10 protein-coding genes and 1 pseudogene are annotated in these 16,175 nt (G+C 58.0%); 8 read left to right on the plus strand and 3 right to left on the minus strand.

Annotated features, from left to right (window positions below; all coding sequences use genetic code 11):
- The first annotated feature begins 341 nt into the window (after nucleotides 1-341).
- The 8 genes and pseudogenes from EAV90_RS14415 to EAV90_RS14465 all read left to right on the plus strand — a co-directional run bounded on the left by EAV90_RS14415 (nucleotide 342) and on the right by EAV90_RS14465 (nucleotide 12,034).
- Nucleotides 342-1,694, plus strand: coding sequence for a M16 family metallopeptidase (locus EAV90_RS14415; RefSeq protein WP_129143798.1), 1,353 nt, complete (start codon nucleotides 342-344; stop codon nucleotides 1,692-1,694).
- Between the two features lie 59 nt (nucleotides 1,695-1,753).
- A complete protein-coding gene (locus tag EAV90_RS14420) occupies nucleotides 1,754-3,127 on the plus strand; it encodes a M16 family metallopeptidase (protein ID WP_208738492.1) in 1,374 nt (457 codons plus the stop codon).
- A 1,194-nt stretch (nucleotides 3,128-4,321) separates the two neighbouring features.
- The gene (locus tag EAV90_RS14430) at nucleotides 4,322-5,071 is read left to right on the plus strand and encodes a P-loop NTPase family protein (protein WP_129143728.1); all 750 of its coding nucleotides are present in this window, start codon (nucleotides 4,322-4,324) and stop codon (nucleotides 5,069-5,071) included.
- Between the two features lie 59 nt (nucleotides 5,072-5,130).
- A complete protein-coding gene (locus tag EAV90_RS14435; RefSeq protein ID WP_129143729.1) occupies nucleotides 5,131-5,850 on the plus strand; it encodes a hypothetical protein in 720 nt (239 codons plus the stop codon).
- A 2,130-nt stretch (nucleotides 5,851-7,980) separates the two neighbouring features.
- Nucleotides 7,981-9,036 (plus strand): annotated as a pseudogene (locus EAV90_RS14450) (cytochrome-c peroxidase).
- 629 nt (nucleotides 9,037-9,665) lie between these two features.
- On the plus strand, nucleotides 9,666-10,103 hold the full coding sequence (locus tag EAV90_RS14455) for a hypothetical protein (protein WP_129143730.1): 438 nt from the start codon (nucleotides 9,666-9,668) through the stop codon (nucleotides 10,101-10,103).
- 53 nt (nucleotides 10,104-10,156) lie between these two features.
- Nucleotides 10,157-11,302: a molybdenum ABC transporter ATP-binding protein gene (gene modC, locus EAV90_RS14460; RefSeq protein ID WP_129143731.1), complete on the plus strand. Its 1,146-nt coding sequence runs from the start codon at nucleotides 10,157-10,159 to the stop codon at nucleotides 11,300-11,302.
- 54 nt (nucleotides 11,303-11,356) lie between these two features.
- Nucleotides 11,357-12,034 carry a DUF2478 domain-containing protein gene (locus EAV90_RS14465; RefSeq protein ID WP_347338800.1) on the plus strand — a complete coding sequence of 226 codons (678 nt, stop codon included), beginning with the start codon at nucleotides 11,357-11,359 and terminating at the stop codon, nucleotides 12,032-12,034.
- Nucleotides 12,035-12,148: 114 nt separating this feature from the next.
- Here EAV90_RS14465 and EAV90_RS40535 read toward each other — a convergent pair whose 3' ends face one another.
- The 3 genes from EAV90_RS40535 to EAV90_RS39500 form a co-directional block, all read right to left on the minus strand.
- Nucleotides 12,149-12,721 (minus strand): Ulp1 family isopeptidase, encoded by a 573-nt coding sequence (locus EAV90_RS40535; protein WP_245509515.1) that lies wholly within the window; start codon nucleotides 12,719-12,721, stop codon nucleotides 12,149-12,151.
- 55 nt (nucleotides 12,722-12,776) lie between these two features.
- Nucleotides 12,777-14,327: a hypothetical protein gene (locus EAV90_RS40540; RefSeq protein WP_245509516.1), complete on the minus strand. Its 1,551-nt coding sequence runs from the start codon at nucleotides 14,325-14,327 to the stop codon at nucleotides 12,777-12,779.
- A gap of 169 nt (nucleotides 14,328-14,496) precedes the next feature.
- Nucleotides 14,497-15,084, minus strand: a complete 588-nt coding sequence (locus EAV90_RS39500; RefSeq protein ID WP_164936930.1) for a hypothetical protein — start codon at nucleotides 15,082-15,084, stop codon at nucleotides 14,497-14,499.
- Nucleotides 15,085-16,175: the final 1,091 nt, after the last annotated feature.

Genomic DNA, 16,175 nt, shown 5'->3' on the forward strand with positions numbered 1-16,175 from the left:
CAGTTGGCGCCAAAGCATGCTGGCGGGTCATACGTAAATGTAGTGTTCACGACAGGTCGACGGCTCACCTTCTACCAGGATGGTGCGCGCCAGTTCTGTTTTGTGTCCGGTTGACGTGCGCGCGGCCGTGAGTACGCCCCTCCGCCAATTTGGTCCGCTCTTTGCTCTGCTGTTGGCGAACGACGCGCAGCTAAGCGCTTTGTCAGATTTGTCCACCATGAACGTGGATCAGTATGGAAGGTGCCATGAAGAACGGGATTTCGGCCGCCGCCGAGGCAGGAGATGTCACCGCTAATACCTCCGGCTCGAGGACGCCCACCGCGCCGGCGCTCGAGCACAGAATGGATGATAGCACCGACTTATATCTACCTGAAGAGGAGAGCGTTTTTGCCGACAGAGTCAGATCGGATCGACCAGCTAGCATCACGCTTCAGAACGGCCTCCAGGTGCTCGTGATCCCAGATCATCGCACACCCGTCGTGACTCAGATGATCTGGTATAAGGTCGGTTCCGCCGACGAGCCGCCTGGCAAATCGGGGCTTGCGCATTTCCTCGAACACCTGATGTTCAAGGGCACTTCCAAACATCCCGCGAATGAATTCTCCAAGGCCGTCTTGCGCGCCGGCGGCAATCAGAACGCCTTCACCGGGCTCGACTACACCAGCTACTTCCAGCACGTGCCGCGCGAGCACCTCGGCAAGATGATGGAATTTGAAGCCGACCGCATGACCGGTCTCATTCTCAAAAATGAGGACGTGCTTTGCGAGCGCGACGTCGTGCTGGAGGAATTCAGCATGAGAGTCGCCAACAATCCACGTGAACGTCTCGCCGAGCAGATGATGTCGGCGCTTTACCTCAACCACCCCTACGGTCGCCCCATTATCGGGTGGCGCCACGAAATCGAAAACCTTACCCGGGAGGACGCACTTAACTTTTACAAGCGCTTCTATGCACCGAACAACGCGATCCTGATTGTCGCTGGCGACGTCGCCCCCAAAGAAATCCGCTCGATGGTAATGGAGACATTTGGTGGCATCCCCACGCAAACATCGATTCCCCTGGAACGCCTGCGGCCGCAGGAGCCGACGCCGGCAGCGCGGCGCATAGTAACGTTCGCCCACGCCCTCGTCGAGCAGCCGGCCCTGCACCGCTATTATCTTGTAGCACCGGCTCGAGCCGCGGCCGCCGGCGAAGGTCCCGTGCTTGACGTACTCGAGCAGTTGATGGGCGGCGGCGTCAACTCATATCTCTATCGTTCGCTGGTGGTCGAACAGCAGCTCGCGGTCACCGCCAGCGCGAGCTACCATTCTGCCGCGCTCGATCCCTCACTATTCGCAATTTCCGCCCTGCCAAAACCCGGCGTCCGACTGAGCCAGATCGAGCGCGCCATCGACGACGTAATAGCCGACATTGCAGGTAATCCCGCTTGCACCCAAGATCTCGAGAGGGTCAAGACGCGCCTGATCGCGCAGGTAACCTACACCCAGGACAATCATGAAATGCTCGCGCGCTGGTATGGCCGCGGCCTGACAACGGGACTATCCGTCGACGATATTCGGGGCTGGCCGGACCGCATCCGCGCGGTCGGTGCACAGCAGGTGCACGAGGCCGCGCGGAGATGGCTCGACAAGAAACGGTCGGTGACCGGCTATCTCATCAAAGAGTCCACCCCGAAACACGGAAAGACGCTCTAATGATCCATCCTTGCACACGGCGTGAGATCCTTCTCGGAGGAGCCTCGCTCTCAGTCGCGATGCTCGCTTCGGCAAATTCGCTCGCCACCACGAGGACACTTGCCCGCACCAGGATCAAGCGCCTGGTTTCGTCTTGCGGTATAGAAGCCTGGTTCGTGCAGGATTCCACTGTTCCGTTGATCGCGATGGAATTTGCCCTCACCGGCGGCGCGACTCAGGATCCCGCTCAAAAACCTGGCGTAAGCCACATGGTTGCTGGCCTGCTCAAGGAAGGATCTGCCGGACTTGACTTCAAGACCTTTCATGAGCGGCTCGACCGTCGTGCGATTGATCTGCATTTTCACTCGACTCATGATCACTTCCGCGGCTCCTTGCGCACCCTGGAGGACAATGCAGACGAAGCCTTCGACCTTTTGCGGATGGCGCTAACCTCGCCCCGTTTCGACGCGGCCGATGTCGAACGGATCCGTGCCGCTGTGCTTGCACGCCTTCGGCGCGAGTCAACCGATCCTTCGTCTCTGGCCCGTCGCAAGTTCCTCGAAGTCGCCTTTAGCGATCATGCTTATGCTCGCCCGGCCGGCGGCTCGCTGGAAAGCGTACCGAAGATCGCGGTCGCGGATCTCAAGAGCTATGTCCGACGCGTGATCGCCAAAGACATGCTCAAAATCGCGGTGGTCGGCGACGTCGATCCAGGGGTTCTCTGCAAACTGCTCGACAAGACCTTTGGCAGTCTGCCGACCAAGGCGGAAGCGACGCCGGTTCCCGAAGTCGTCGCAGCAAAGCCGCCGCAGCGAGTCTTTGTGCCGCTCGACGTGCCGCAGACAGTTGTGACTTTTGGCGGTCCAGCCGTCCGTCGCAGCGAGCCCGATTTCATGGCCGCCTATGTCGTCAACCACATCCTCGGCGGCGCCGGCCTGACGTCGCGCCTGTTCCGCGAAGTCCGCGAGAAGCGAGGCCTGGCCTATTCGGTTCGTGAGAACCTGGTCTGGTTGGATCATTCAGCCGTGTTTCTCGGCAATAGCGGCACCCGCACCGATCGCGCCCTCCAAACGGTCGAAGAAATCGAGAAGCAGGTCCGCCACATCGCCGAGGAAGGACCGACACAGCAGGAACTCAACGATGCAAAGTCCTACCTGAAGGGCTCGCAAATGCTGACTCTCAACACATCGTCAAAGCTTGCGCGAACACTGTTGCAGCATCAGCTCGACAAGTTGACCATGGACTATTTCGAAAAGCACAACGGCGCGGTCGAGGCTGTGACCTTGGATGACGCCAAAAGAGCAGCACAACGGCTGTGGGGCGCGGGTCTGCTCACAATTATCGTCGGCCGCTCCCCAGAGGACGCAGCGCAGCCGACCACCAAGCCATCGGCGACTACACCCTCGTCAGGCGCCCAGCAGCTAGGCGCCGCCCCGAAGGCGCTACCGAATTGACTTTTCGAGCAGCTCAGGCGCTTAGACGCGTTTAGCTATTGCGCGCAAAGTAAGTCTAGCCACGCGCCTTTGGCCCGCGGCGATATTCGCTCGTGGACTGTTGCCGTGCGGTCTTTCAAGCGCAGTTTTGCTCAATCGCGTTACCGCCGTAGTCGCGTTCCGTTGTCCTCGAGCTGCGTTAAGCCGACAGGCTGGCGTACCGTGGCGCCAGCAGATCGATGCCCCTCCAGCGCAAACTTTGGGGATCTGCAACACTTCGGCGGTTGCCCATGAGGACAAGAATGGCTAGCTTTACGCCCAGCCCGAATATGCAGACCAACTATCTGAAGCGCGAGCGACCAGAACACACGAGAACTGGACGCGCACCTCGCATTCCATGTCAACCGGCCTTGCCCAGCAAATTAAAAGGCTGACCACAATGGGCGCTTTAAAACGCGACGAGAGCGCATGCAGCCAGGCCATCCTTCATTACCTGCTCTGGGCCGTACCACGCAGCGCCGTCGGCGAAGAAGAATGCCGGTCCCGGGACGCGGGGTTCTTTTGACGCAGCGTGCTCGGTGTCGCTTTGTCACCGATGTTGCTCCATCGGGCTTCGTCCCGCTCACCCTTCGATCTCCCTCTCAATGACACGACAATCTCGCCTCAGCTTGAAGAGATGCATGCTTGCCATTTGCGTTAGCAACCCGTTTCAGCACTGGCATGTCTCAATATTCTTCAGCAGAGTGAGAGATCGGCCGTTCACGCTCATATCACTACTTGTCTGCCGAACAAAATCGGTCTGAACCAGCAGACCCTTGATCATTTGCCAAACCATGCGGACAGCGTAGCCCGACTCGATTGTGCTTCCCCGAGCGCGGAATCTGACGCGACGTAAGATTCGGTCGCTTCATGCCAATCTAGATATCGGCGCAATAGACCTGGCAATCGCAGATCGTTGGTCTTGGCGGCGCGCATTCCAGCCGCTTACAAACCTCACGTAGATCACCGGTACAGGTGATTTATTCCCTATCTCGGCCTGCATCGTCGTTGCGATCCAAGGACGCCACTCGCATAATGTTGAAAATGTTCATCGGTTGCAGAGCTCTCGCGTCAAAGGCTCATTGCCCCTTCTTTCTGCCATGTTCGCACCCAAAGCAGAGACGCGCCGGTTGCGCAGTCTGCGCGCGGCAATAGCGCGTGTCTCAGGAGATTTCCATGGTGAAGCCAGTTGTAATTGTGGTAGGTGCGGACAAAGGAGGAGTCGGCAAAACGACCGTATCACGAACGCTGCTGGACTACTTCAGCGTCAACAACGTGCAAACACGCGCGTTCGACACGGAGGCGCCGCGGGGAACGCTGAAGCGCTTTTATCCCGAGATCACCGAGATCGTTGACATGATGACGACGGCGGACCAGATGAAGATCTTCGATACGCTGAACTCCGGGCTGTCAGTCACCGTCATTGATGCCCGGGCAGGCTTACTGTCCTCTGCGCTGGCTTCCTTGCGCGACATCGGATTTTTGGAGTCGGCGCGGTCTGGCCAGATAACATTCGCCGTGTTCCATATCCTGGGATCATCCATCGCTTCGCTAGACGAGATCGCGGAGACCGCGACGTTCATGAGCGGCGCAAAGTACTACCTGGTCAAGAACTTCATCAACGACACTCAATTTTTCCAGTGGGATCAAGCGACCTACAACTCCTACTTTCACCGCATCAAACATGCGACTGAATTGGTCATACCGAAGCTTAACGAGATGGCCTATGAGCAGGTGGAAGTCGCATCCGTGCCATTCATTGACTTCGTCGCAAACAAGGGGCGGAACGATGAACCGGCGAACAACTCCTTCGTGCTGCGCGGCTATGTCCGGCACTGGCTGTCAAATGTCTGGAGCGAATTTGATCGCATCAACTTGACGGAATTGGCCGGAGCCAAGTCCGCCACCCGGGCCGGCGAAAAGTAGTCGCATATTCGGCGAGCTCAGGTCTGGCCCACGTACGAAACGAAATTGATCTGCTGGCTATGTTAGCAACCCCTATCTACGTCATTTGCTCTCCTAGCCCGCAGGTCGGTAAAACTCTCATCGCTCGGGCGATGAGCGAGTTTTTGCTGCTGAAAAACGGCACAGTGCTGTCGTTTGATGTCAATTTGAAAGAGCCGTCGTTGCTCGACTACCTCCCCAACATCACGGAGACCGCGGATGTAATCGACACTTATGGCAAGATGCAGCTGATGGACCCTCTCGTTATCCACGACCAAGTAGCCAAGGTAATCGATCTCGGCTTTCACGCCTTCGATGAATTCTTCAGGATGTGCGAAGAGATCGGCTTTATAAAGGAGACGGCGCGCTGCTATGTCGCCCCCATCATTCTCTTCGTCGCCGGCGCTGACCGCATCTCCTTTCGCGGTTATGAAATGCTGCGGCGGCGAATTCCGCCGGCGTCGCTGATCACTGTCCACAATGAATTCGTGCTGCGTGGCGGACTACCTGAAGCGATGGATGGCGAGCGGGTGCTTCGGATTCCCGCGCTTCCGCTGTTCCTCAAGAGATATATAGACCGGCTTAGCTTTTCCTTCACTGGATATCTGCGTAGCGAGAATGACTGGTCCACCGAGCTGCATCAATGGATCCGGCGGAACTACAGCATGTTCCGCGATCTGGATTCGAGTGTGATGCTGCGAAAGGCCTATCGATCTCGGGGCACCGATATCGACAGCCTACGTTGCACAAGGGCTACTTGAGCCTTCTGCTCGCCATCTATTGGTTCAGCCTATGAGTAGCTCTTCGATGGCGCTCTCAAGGGTCGCGAACGCATGATTTGCGGTATACGACTCTTCAGTGGACGCGCATCTTTGCTCGCCGAAAGAACGAACGGGAAAGTCGCAAGTCCTCGGATGCAATTATTCGGCAGGAATGAGGAGCCAAGGAATGGCCGCTCCATGACCATCGCTATGCTTGATACTCCAGGGACGAAGCCTCTCTGATGACCTCAATTGACGATACACTAACTGAGATCAGATCGCTTCGGAACGAAATCTGGCGCTGCCGGCGATTGCTTAAAACGGACCTGCCTGGCGCGGAGCGCATGGCCGTTGAGAAGCGTCTTCTTGAACAGCTTTCTGCCTTTGAACGGCTCTTGTCGACGGCGTTTCCTCTGACCTTGCGCCCCAAAGTGTATTCGACCAAGAGCACCACAATCGGGCCAAGCGCCCCCTGAAAGGCCCATGAGAACGGCGCATCCATTCGGGAACGCGATGGACGGCTAACAAAAGAGGTTTTCTAGCTCTATCGGTAGTTTGAGCCCGGCTGTCGAGGGCAGGCTCATCCCAGCTGAGATCTGGGGAAGACCGCGATCGAACTAACCTGCAACACCAACATTCCTGGCGATCTTTGGCAGATATAGCCGAGTTAGCGACCTGACGGAAAATACCTAGTTCCCGAGCACAACGCTATGGCTTGATGGGCCGCACGGATTCCTGCAGATGTCCGGCCGTAACCACCACAGTTTACGCAGGTTCTCCTTCCGACCAGTTACAGCAAGCCGATGGCCATCTCTCGACGGCCTCGAAGTAGGCGAATGGCTGCAGCACTGAATAGAGCGCAACTGCTGCAGTACAAAATCGCCCTTCAGAGCGCGTTACGACCTCGTAACACGCGTGGACGCACATCGATCGCTGATCGAGGCCAATCGATTCACGGAGCTCAGTCCCCCTGATAGATGAACTGCAGCTCAGCAGGATGATGCTTCTGCCCCCCAGCTGACCAGACTGCGGCGCCCGTCAGCCTAAGGCTCGTCATTGTCGCCCGATTTCTGAAAGCTACGGCTCGGACGCCTCACTCTCGAGGGAGGACGACTGGAATCCTGTTGAGACGCCGTCTCGGCCCCTCGTTTCTCTCCGCCGCAATCGGGATCATGCGGCGGCATTCGCGGCGCAAGTTCTTGAAGTTGTCCCTAAGACAAAACATGGCTACGACCACATCGCTACGCCCTGTAAAGCGGTCACAGAAGCGCATCACGTCTGGTCGGCACGACGTCAAGACTTCCTCGGCCTGCCGATCTCGCGCACAAGCTTGTCCTGCGCACCACATGGCTGTGATCGCGATCACGATCGGAGCGAGAGCGGCTGCACACCGGGGCGCTTTGCAGACCCAGCTCATTCGCCGCTCTTGATTCACCAAACCTGCCTTAAGTCTCATATCCTTCATTATTATTCTTTGGCCCGCGAGCGCATTCTGTTTACCGGATTGGGCGGTCTCCGATCGTCGTCCTGCCCCACGCAACACGCTCATTGCGAAGACCGAGATACAACAGAGATTCGGCGTTTAGCGCTGGTGTGGCGATGCTGGCTCCCAATATGGTGTTCTGCTTCGCAATGCCTACAACCTGACGCTACGGACGATTCAAGCACTTTGAGCGTCTGGCATGCGTAAATACGTCCTAAGACCCACATTGCGAGCAGTAGGACGAACTCCCGACCACTGCACGCTTGAGCGACAGCCCGCGGGCCGGAACGCCACCGATTTTGGTGGATGACGCTCAGCCTAGTGTTGGGGGCCGACATCGAGACGATCAGCGACAAGTGCGTTGGCGCAGCTCGCTTTGTTCGCGGTCTCAACCAGCCGACCTGCAGAGTCGAAGAGTGCAGTACGATTGAGTTTCCGAGAAGCACGAAGTTTGGACCGACAGGCCAGGATGCCGTGGCTGATGGTGGTTGTCGCAACTGTCACGTCGGAGCGTCAGCCTGGGTGCCGCCTAGTCCATCATTCGGAAAAGACTATTCGTCGTTGACTGCTGCAGTCTTTCTGAGGACGAGCGCGGACCGAGCGCTGTGTTCACGATCCCACGATCTAGAAGGAAAGCAAGACTTCACATGAGGAAATTAACGGTACGCGAGCTTTCCAGGGCCGGCAGGTTAAGTGTTGTGGCCTCAGCCATTCTGGCTTCCCCAGCAGCAGGTGCCAGTGAGGATCTGGCGAGCGCCGTCAAGCAGATTTTCAAGCCGATTCCCTCAATCGCCCCAGCGGTGAAGGACAATCCTATCACCCATGAAAAGGTCACACTGGGCAAATCCTTGTTTTTCGATCCGAGGCTATCGGCGAGCGGGTTATTAGCTGCAACACGTGTCATAACCTTGGGATGGGCGGGGTAGACTGACGTCGATTGGTCATCGCTGGCAGCTGGGGTCACGTCGTGCGCCAACAGTCTATAACGCGGTCTTCAACGTGGCGCAGTTCTGGGATGGGCGCGCGGCGGATCTTAAGGCGCAAGCCGCAGGCCCTGTCCAGGCCAGTGTCGAAATGAATGCGACGCCCGATCGCGTGCTGAGAACATTGAATTCAATGACCGATGTGTCGTTATGTTCGACAAGGCTTTTCCCAACGATGCGGTGCCCGTTTGAAATTTTGCCAAGGCCATCGAGCTTTTCAAGGCGACATTGATTACTCCCGCCGCCCCCTTCGATCAGTACCTCGAAGGCGACGAATATGCTCTCACCGATCAGCAAAAAGCCGGGCTAAAGCTATTCATCGAAAAGGGCTGTTCCTGTTGCCACAACGGAATCAACATCGGTGGACAGGATTTCTTCCCGTTCGGCGCGATTAAAAGGCCAGCCGAAAGCCTGCTTCCGAGGGAGGACAAGGGTCGTTTTGCCGTCACCAAGGATCTTGGCGATGAGTGTGTTTTCCGCTCAGCCCCGTTGCGTAACGTCGCATTGCGCCCGCCCTACTTTCATTCTGGTCAGGTTTGGAGTCTTAAACAAGCGGTTGGCGTGATGAGTGAGGTTCAGCTTGGCGCAAAGCTCGGCGATGAAGAAACTGACGAGATTGTCGCCTTTCTGAATTCGCTCACCGGGCAGCTGCCAGTGATCGAGTACCCGATACTGCCCACGCGCACCATTGCAACGCCAAAGCCCTCCTTAGACAAATAGGCCTTCATGATGGTGGCACGCTAGGCGGTCCACGCTGGAGCATTCAGCAGGCTCCGATTGCAAGTCTCGACCCCCAACCCGTTCCTCCCAAGACGAAAGGGTTCGTGAGGGTTCGATCAAATCATCCATCTTGGGCAGCTCAATCCTGGGCCGCGTCGCGATGCAACGAAGGGCAGCGCCCTGAAATGGCCCGCAACCGGTGCTGCGCGGAGGACGCTCTGCCTAGCTCGCGAGCACCGCATATCACCTCACATCAGCCCCTTTTTCCAAGCGCCCGAGGGGGCCTACCTTCTCCTCCGCCCAGATAGGAAGGTGCGCCAAATAGGATGGCATGGACTTGTGCGTGATTGACGAGTTTTACGGCCGCATGTTCGCCAAAGCACCATCCCGAATCCACGAGGCGATAGATCATCCTCAGCCTCCATCTGGTAGCTCCTGCATGTGCGCTTGGTGACGCGAGCGTCCCAAGTCCTACAATAAAATACAGCGATTGAAGACGCGGAGCGGAGACCGATACAAAGCCTCCCTTGCCGCAAGACGCGCAGATATTTCCTTGAAACGGCACGCGGATTGCTGGGTAGGGATCAGCCAGTCGCCGTAAAGGAAGCCACGGCGTAGCCGGAGTTCCAATGAAGTTTATCCAATTCATCTTGATCGATCTGGCTTTTATGCTGCTCGCACCCGAGAATGCAGAAGCCATGACCGTGGCTCACGGCGCAAACTTCAAATCGGCTGGCAAAACCGTGGGATCCGTGATGCGGATTTCCGGCTCCGAGCCAGTATTCAGCTCTGGCCTGAGCCGGCATTTTGAGCGCCAAACCTCTCAAGCCGCGCAATTTGGACATTCAGCAGAAGCCCGCGCGCGGGCCAAACGGGCTGAAAACCTCGCCCTAATGGACAGGCGCTTTGCCTCTCATTGGCAAGCGTACTGGGCAGCGTCCGAGTCGCAGTGCGGAGATGCTCAAGAAGCCGCTGATCTTAACACAGATCTGCAGTTCTCCGCCGCACCTTATGCCCTCACGCGAGCAGAGATCCCGTGCTGGAGCGGCACAGGCCGGATTATCTGAGGCATGGCCATCATCTCCATTGCAGCGATTGTGCTCGTGACTTGGATAGGAACATGCAGCGCAGGCGCAGGTTCATGAGGGAAGCAAAAACGGGCTATATTGAGGTGGCGTTCAACGGCTCTCTCGCAAACATTCCGTTAGATGCGCAATTCAGCCTGCCGGCCAAAGGCGTCACAGCAATTTTTGGTCCGCCCGGGTGCGGCAAGACCACACTCGCGCGCTGCATCGCTGGCGTGCAGCATGTGCCGACTGGATTTTGTGCCGTCGATGGAGAGATTTGGCAGGACGAGACGACGTTTCGACCGCTTCATCTGCGTCCCGTCGCATATGTATTCCGACCACCAGTTCCTCTTTCTCATTGGTCTGTACGGCGCACCCTACAATACAAGGTGTCAAAATCGACACCAACACTCATCGATTTTGATGGAGTGGTCGAATTGCTCGACTTGTCGCCGCTGCTCGAGCGTTCGCCATCACATCTTTCGGCGGCCGAGCGACAGCGACTTGCCCTTGCCAGCGCGCTGTTGGGCCAGCCTCAGCTACTTTTGCTAGACGATCCACTCATTGTGCTCGACCGCTACGCCAAATGCGAGATACTGCCATTTCTCGAGCGCATGCGGGAAAAGCTCTCATTGCCCATGATCTACATCACCCATGATATTGCCGATATCGAGCGTTTTGCCGATCATCTTGTCATGATGAAAGATGGCCTCGTGACTGCGGCCGGGCCACTCAATGTCGTTCAGAGCGATCCGGCGCTTGCCAGGCGCGGCGAAGCGGCAGTCTGCCTTGATACATTGGTCGGCGGCTATGACGGACGCTACAGGCTGATCATGCTCCGCCTCGACGGAGCACGCCTTCTGGTACCTGGATTGCCGCTCAGACCGGGCGCGCAGCTGCGTCTGCGCATCGCAGCCGGCGACGTCAACATTGCGTGCGAGCCACCACGTGCAAGCTCGATCCTCAATGTGTTTCCGGCACGCATCAAAGCCTCTCTGCCATTCGGAGAGGCGGAGGTCACCTTGGTGCTGGCTCTTGAAACTGGCCGTTCTGGCGTGCCGCTTTTGGCGCGCATCACGCGCCGCTCCTTTGATGCGCTGCGGCTCAGCAATGGAGCGAACGTCTTTGCGGAGGTCGCGCGCGCCGTTCCGCTCGGGCTGCCGAGCAGTGCTTGCAAAGCACTGCCACGATCCGCATGAGAACGTTCGACAGCTATGCCCCGATACGAGAAACACATCAACAGGAACCCGGTCGTGATTGTTAATCTGGATGATATAGATCCGAAAAGTGTGGCGGCCATTCTCTACCGCCCAAAAGACGATGTGGATAGGCTACTCGCCGATTTCGCTCAGGATATCGCGCAGCAAGGCGTATGCATCGGCGGCATCGTGCAGCGACACGCGAGGTGCGCAAATGGCACGCATGTCATGCTCGCAATCGACGTTACCACAGGACAAGAGATCTCGATTTCCCAACCACTTGGCAGCGGAGCTATGTCCTGTAATCTCGATACAAATGGGCTTGCCGAGGCCGCAGCTGTCGTTTCCCGGGCACTTCGCAACAAGATCGATCTTCTTGTGATCAACAAATTCGCCAAACAGGAAGCCGCTGGCCGGGGCCTGCGCACCGAATTCGTTGACGCGATCACCCGAGGCGTACCAGTCCTGACAGCCGTTCCGAAAAAATGCCTTGCCGACTGGCGAACCTTCACCGCGGGCGTTGGCACGCTGCTGCCTTGTGATCGTCAATCCTTGGAGCAGTGGTGGCGCGAGATCTCAACGCGCCTGGCGCGCAGCGGGGCGTTCAGCCCCGGCTGCGGTCATTTGGGGACGATGATACCGGATCGCTTGATGACGACAGTGACACTGTCGTCCACGCCGTCTCCGAAATCGCCCATCAGGCTCTTTCGCCGCCTCCGAAAACAGCCTTAGCTCTCTTGCGTCCGCTCCCACGCTCTGCGCCACCGCGATGCCTTGCGAACGTGCCGATTTCGGACCTTCTATCGCGAGACATCGCAGTTCAACCAGCTGCCCGCTCTCGCGCTATCAACCCCTCAGTCGGGTCTGCAGTGCCTGCCGGTCGACGACGAGATTGCTTAGGTTCAGGTCTGGCTGACGTCTTCCCGCTAACCGCCTGGCCAGCGCCCGCGTACCGTCGAGCACAAAGACACCGCAATCGTAGCCGTTCCTCTGCTGGCGTATGGGGGCGTTTTGTAGGTTGTCTCCGGCTCCCACCCGCGCAGCGAGCATTGCTGCGGGTCTATCATTGCGCCCCCGGGCGGAGTCGTAGTGGTAGGCGACCGGATTGTTGCGATCGCGGCGGTCCACCAGCAGCAACGACCAATGGGACCCGCGGTCATCGAGGTCCGTGGTGCTGGCGTCATTCACCGGCAAGAACAGAAAGTCGGCTGTGTCGTTACCATTGGGATCATCGACAATCTGATGGAATGCGGATAGCGCCTCGGCGTTGGTGCCCTGGCCCAACCGAAAAGCCATCAGAGGATCTACAAACCGGGTCCGGGTGGCAAGATTTGGATTGCTCGCCCACAACTCCTGCGCCAGGAGTTCGTAGTCCCGCTGGATATGCTCGTCGCCCAGCCAGTCCCTGGCTCCGAGCACCCGCCCGCTCCGGTCGCCGGCGGAGGCACTCGCAGCCGAACCGCCGACCCTGGCCTTAGGAGCCGAGGATGGGCCAGGATGATGGATCAGCTGAGCGTCGCGGCGTCCTCGCGGACCCAATGTGATGGAGTAGGTCTCCCCGTTGATGGAGACCGGCTGGGGAGCCATCCGCGAACTCGGCAACAGCATTTTGTTGTCCAGTACATCGAGCAGGAAATCCGGCACCGGCTGTGAGCCATGCTGCCAATCCTCGCCGACGAGATATCCGATATCCTCCAGCTCTTGGTACGCCTGATGGCCCGATGAAGAACGGAGGTCTGCCGGCAGGGCTCTGCACCGGCCGTGACTGGGCATCGTCACGCATGTCCTGAGGTGTGGACGGTAGGTCAACCAAAGAACCGAGACCCCGATAGATGTCTGAGGACCGAGCTGGTTCGGTCGTCGGCGTGGGAAAGTCGAAATAGGTCGGCAGTTGTGGGGACCAAGTCGAGCTCGACCCAGCCTGCTCCTGCAAGCCGGCCTGACCCGGGCCTAATACCGGCGGCCACTCACTTTCGGGCGGCGGCGTCGGCAAATCTCGCATCCAGGTCGGGGTGGAGGTTGAGTCCGAGCCTGCTTTTTGCTGAGTAAAGGGTACACCCAGCGCTCTGTTTGCCTCGACGACTTGCACCTGCCTGAGCTTCTTGAGAGTCACGCCAGATTTCCCCTTGGCTTCGGCGTAAGCCCGGTAGTCTGCATCCAGCGAGCGTTGCTGCTCATTGTTGCCGTTGATTCGGCTCGCGATGCTCTCCTTGCCCTCTGTGCGGAGCCAGTCACTGAACTTGCGTTGCGCCGAGGCAGTACCTTGAATGGTTTTTCTCCTGTGCTGGGAACTCGGGTCGAGCTTGCTCAGCTCTTCGTTGGCGAGGCCCTCGATGAGGCGGGCGTCGTCCTCGTAAGGGCGAAATCCTTGTTGGGGCTCGAGACCTAGGTACTCTCTAAATGGATCGAGTGGGGCCGTCCGCTTTGTGGCCTTACTGAACGCCGCATAATCTGCGTTCAATGACGATTGCTGCGCAGGATTGCCGCCGATTCGGTCCATGATGCTCGGCCTGCCCTCCCTTTGAAGCCAATCACTAAAGGAGCGTAGCCGGGAAACCATCGTCGAAACGGCGGCTTTCTCTTTTTTGGTTGCGTCAGATCCAAGCTTGGACAGAGCGTCGGTCAAGAAGTCATCGATCGTGGAGATGTCCTCCGGATGAGCCGACAATGTTTCGCGCCCCATCAGGCGGGCCCCGGCACCGACAGCTTGGAGCCCGTCAGCCCCGATCCTGCGCAGGTGAGACAGTGCCGCGCTGAGGCGGTCACGATCATCACCACCAGCTTCGACGTATTCGTCGATGTCGGCGGCTAGCGACCTTGGTTCATTGAACGCCCGAAGAGCCAATGGCCCCTTATTCTGGGCTCGGAGCCAACGAGCGAACGTGTTGAGCGCCTGCACATTGGACTTGAGCGTAGCAGCCGGGACCTTTCCGGTCCCGCGGCCTCTGGTACCATCAGGAGTAATTCTGTAGTCTTTGACGTTTTCCACGAACTGGCGGATCATCCGCTCGTCCTGGGGATGCATCGGTTGCTCTCGCGTGGTCACAAAAGCTGGGGCCGGAATGGGATTCCAGCCTGGAAATTTCGGAGTGTCTCCAATGCTCCACCCACATAGTTCCTGCTATTGGCGCTCGCCACCTTCATAAACTCATCTTTATAGGCGGCTAGCCGATCAGCATTGCCAAGCAAGTCCTTCAGCGTGATGCCTTTGGTCGGAGGAACTCGCTGAACATTCGAAGAGCGGTCACGTAGTTCTCGATGGTCTTGGTCTTCCGGTTCGCGCTACCCAATGCCGTCTTGGACTCTTCAATCAGCTCCAGGTCCTCCTCGGACGGTCGACTGCGCTTTGCGAAATCCATGCGGAGCTCTGAATAGACGGCGTCGGAGGACGAGCCGCCGGACGACTTCTCCCGGCGACTTCCTCCAAACACCTTGCCGATCCCTGATTTGACCCGCGAGAATAGTCCACGGGACTTGCTCTCCTTGGTCCGCGCCTCCGGTTGTAGTTCCGACGACGCTGTGTAGCGCATGCTGCTGAATGGCCTGTCCCGCAAGTCAGATTGGTAATCGCTTGCGGCCGAGCCAAGATGAGCGTGCGGAACATCGACGCTGTAACGCGTGCTGCTGAAGGAACTGTCCCGCAGGTTGGACCTGGGCGGCATCCGCATCGAACCACCGATATCCGGACGGTCGATATTTTCGTGCGACCGGAGAGCTGGAGCCTCGGGCGAACTCGGCTCGGACGAACTCTCCTCAGCAGAGCGGAGTTGCAGCTCACCCACTGCTGCTCGAAGCCAGCTTGATCTGGAGGCTCAGCATCGACCTCTTGCCGCGCACGCTGCAGCTCTTGTTGCTCGGCGTACCAGCGCATCCAATAGTTCGGATCGCTATATCCCGGCTCCATACTACTCTCCTTAGATGACATAACTCTTCATAGTCGCCCCGGAGTCACGCTCCGGTGCACCGACCACAGATACTCCAGCTTAAAGAAGCCGGCCGACGAGACCGATGCCTGAACAAAAGAGACCCCCAGCGCACGCCTCTCCGAACTCGCGCATTACTCACACCTGCCCAGCATTGCGTGCTGCTGCAGAGCGCCCGCTCCTGATTGGCCTCGCTAATAACTGAAAACAGTCCGAGAGAGACGAAGGCCCACTTGCCTCATACGAAGAGCAACGACCTCGCGTACTACTCCCGGGCGAGGTCGCCTGCGGCGCATCGGGGTCGAAATTGAGCTGATCCATTGCGTTGGAAGATCCGCCGGAATTTGATGCTTGCGACTGCGCTTTTTGCTTCTCACTCAATTCTTCACGCCAATGCCTCACATCCGCGACAAACCGGGCCATGCCTGCATAGTTACCTACCCGACACCTAAGATCTTCAGACAGTGAGCTCTCTCCTCGTGATGATGAGGCTTCAGAGTGATCGCCGCATGTATGATCCAGACTGTACAACCTGACGCTACGTAGAGTTAGCCCCCATCGGCACCGACGAGGAGCCTGGTTGGCTCTCAAACATTTCAGGATCCGGAAAATCCTCGAGCCTGCCGGCCGCTTCAGCGCCTCAATGAGCGAAGCGCCGTAGCCTATGATTACTCGCGCCTTGCTCAGCAACGGCGAGCATCTGGACTTACAAGCCAAATGTTGTCGCGGCGTTACAGCCGCTCTTGTTTGCTCCAGATGCGACGAACCTCGCGCTTCGTCAGGTTCAGTATTTCCATTAGATCTCGGCAGGTCGAAAGTCATTCATCACATTGATGGCGCGATGAGGCAGTTTGCTCTGAGGGACGCAGAATGGGCTTCGACCAGACCCTTGCAGGGAACATCTCAGCCGGTCGCGCGAAGCAAGGCTGTTTTCATGAGCCTTGGCAAGG

It is taken from the genome of Bradyrhizobium vignae (genome assembly GCF_004114425.1).
GTDB lineage: Bacteria > Pseudomonadota > Alphaproteobacteria > Rhizobiales > Xanthobacteraceae > Bradyrhizobium > Bradyrhizobium vignae.

Excerpts from the sequence above, each read along its gene's own strand:
- EAV90_RS14415 (WP_129143798.1), top strand. The coding sequence starts at position 342 with ATGGATGATAGCACCGACTTATATCTACCTGAAGAGGAGAGCGTTTTT.
- EAV90_RS14420 (WP_208738492.1), top strand. The coding sequence starts at position 1,754 with ATGCTCGCTTCGGCAAATTCGCTCGCCACCACGAGGACACTTGCCCGC.
- EAV90_RS14430 (WP_129143728.1), top strand. The coding sequence starts at position 4,322 with ATGGTGAAGCCAGTTGTAATTGTGGTAGGTGCGGACAAAGGAGGAGTC.
- EAV90_RS14435 (WP_129143729.1), top strand. The coding sequence starts at position 5,131 with ATGTTAGCAACCCCTATCTACGTCATTTGCTCTCCTAGCCCGCAGGTC.
- EAV90_RS14455 (WP_129143730.1), top strand. The coding sequence starts at position 9,666 with ATGAAGTTTATCCAATTCATCTTGATCGATCTGGCTTTTATGCTGCTC.
- modC (WP_129143731.1), top strand. The coding sequence starts at position 10,157 with ATGCAGCGCAGGCGCAGGTTCATGAGGGAAGCAAAAACGGGCTATATT.
- EAV90_RS40540 (WP_245509516.1), bottom strand. The coding sequence starts at position 14,327 with ATGCATCCCCAGGACGAGCGGATGATCCGCCAGTTCGTGGAAAACGTC.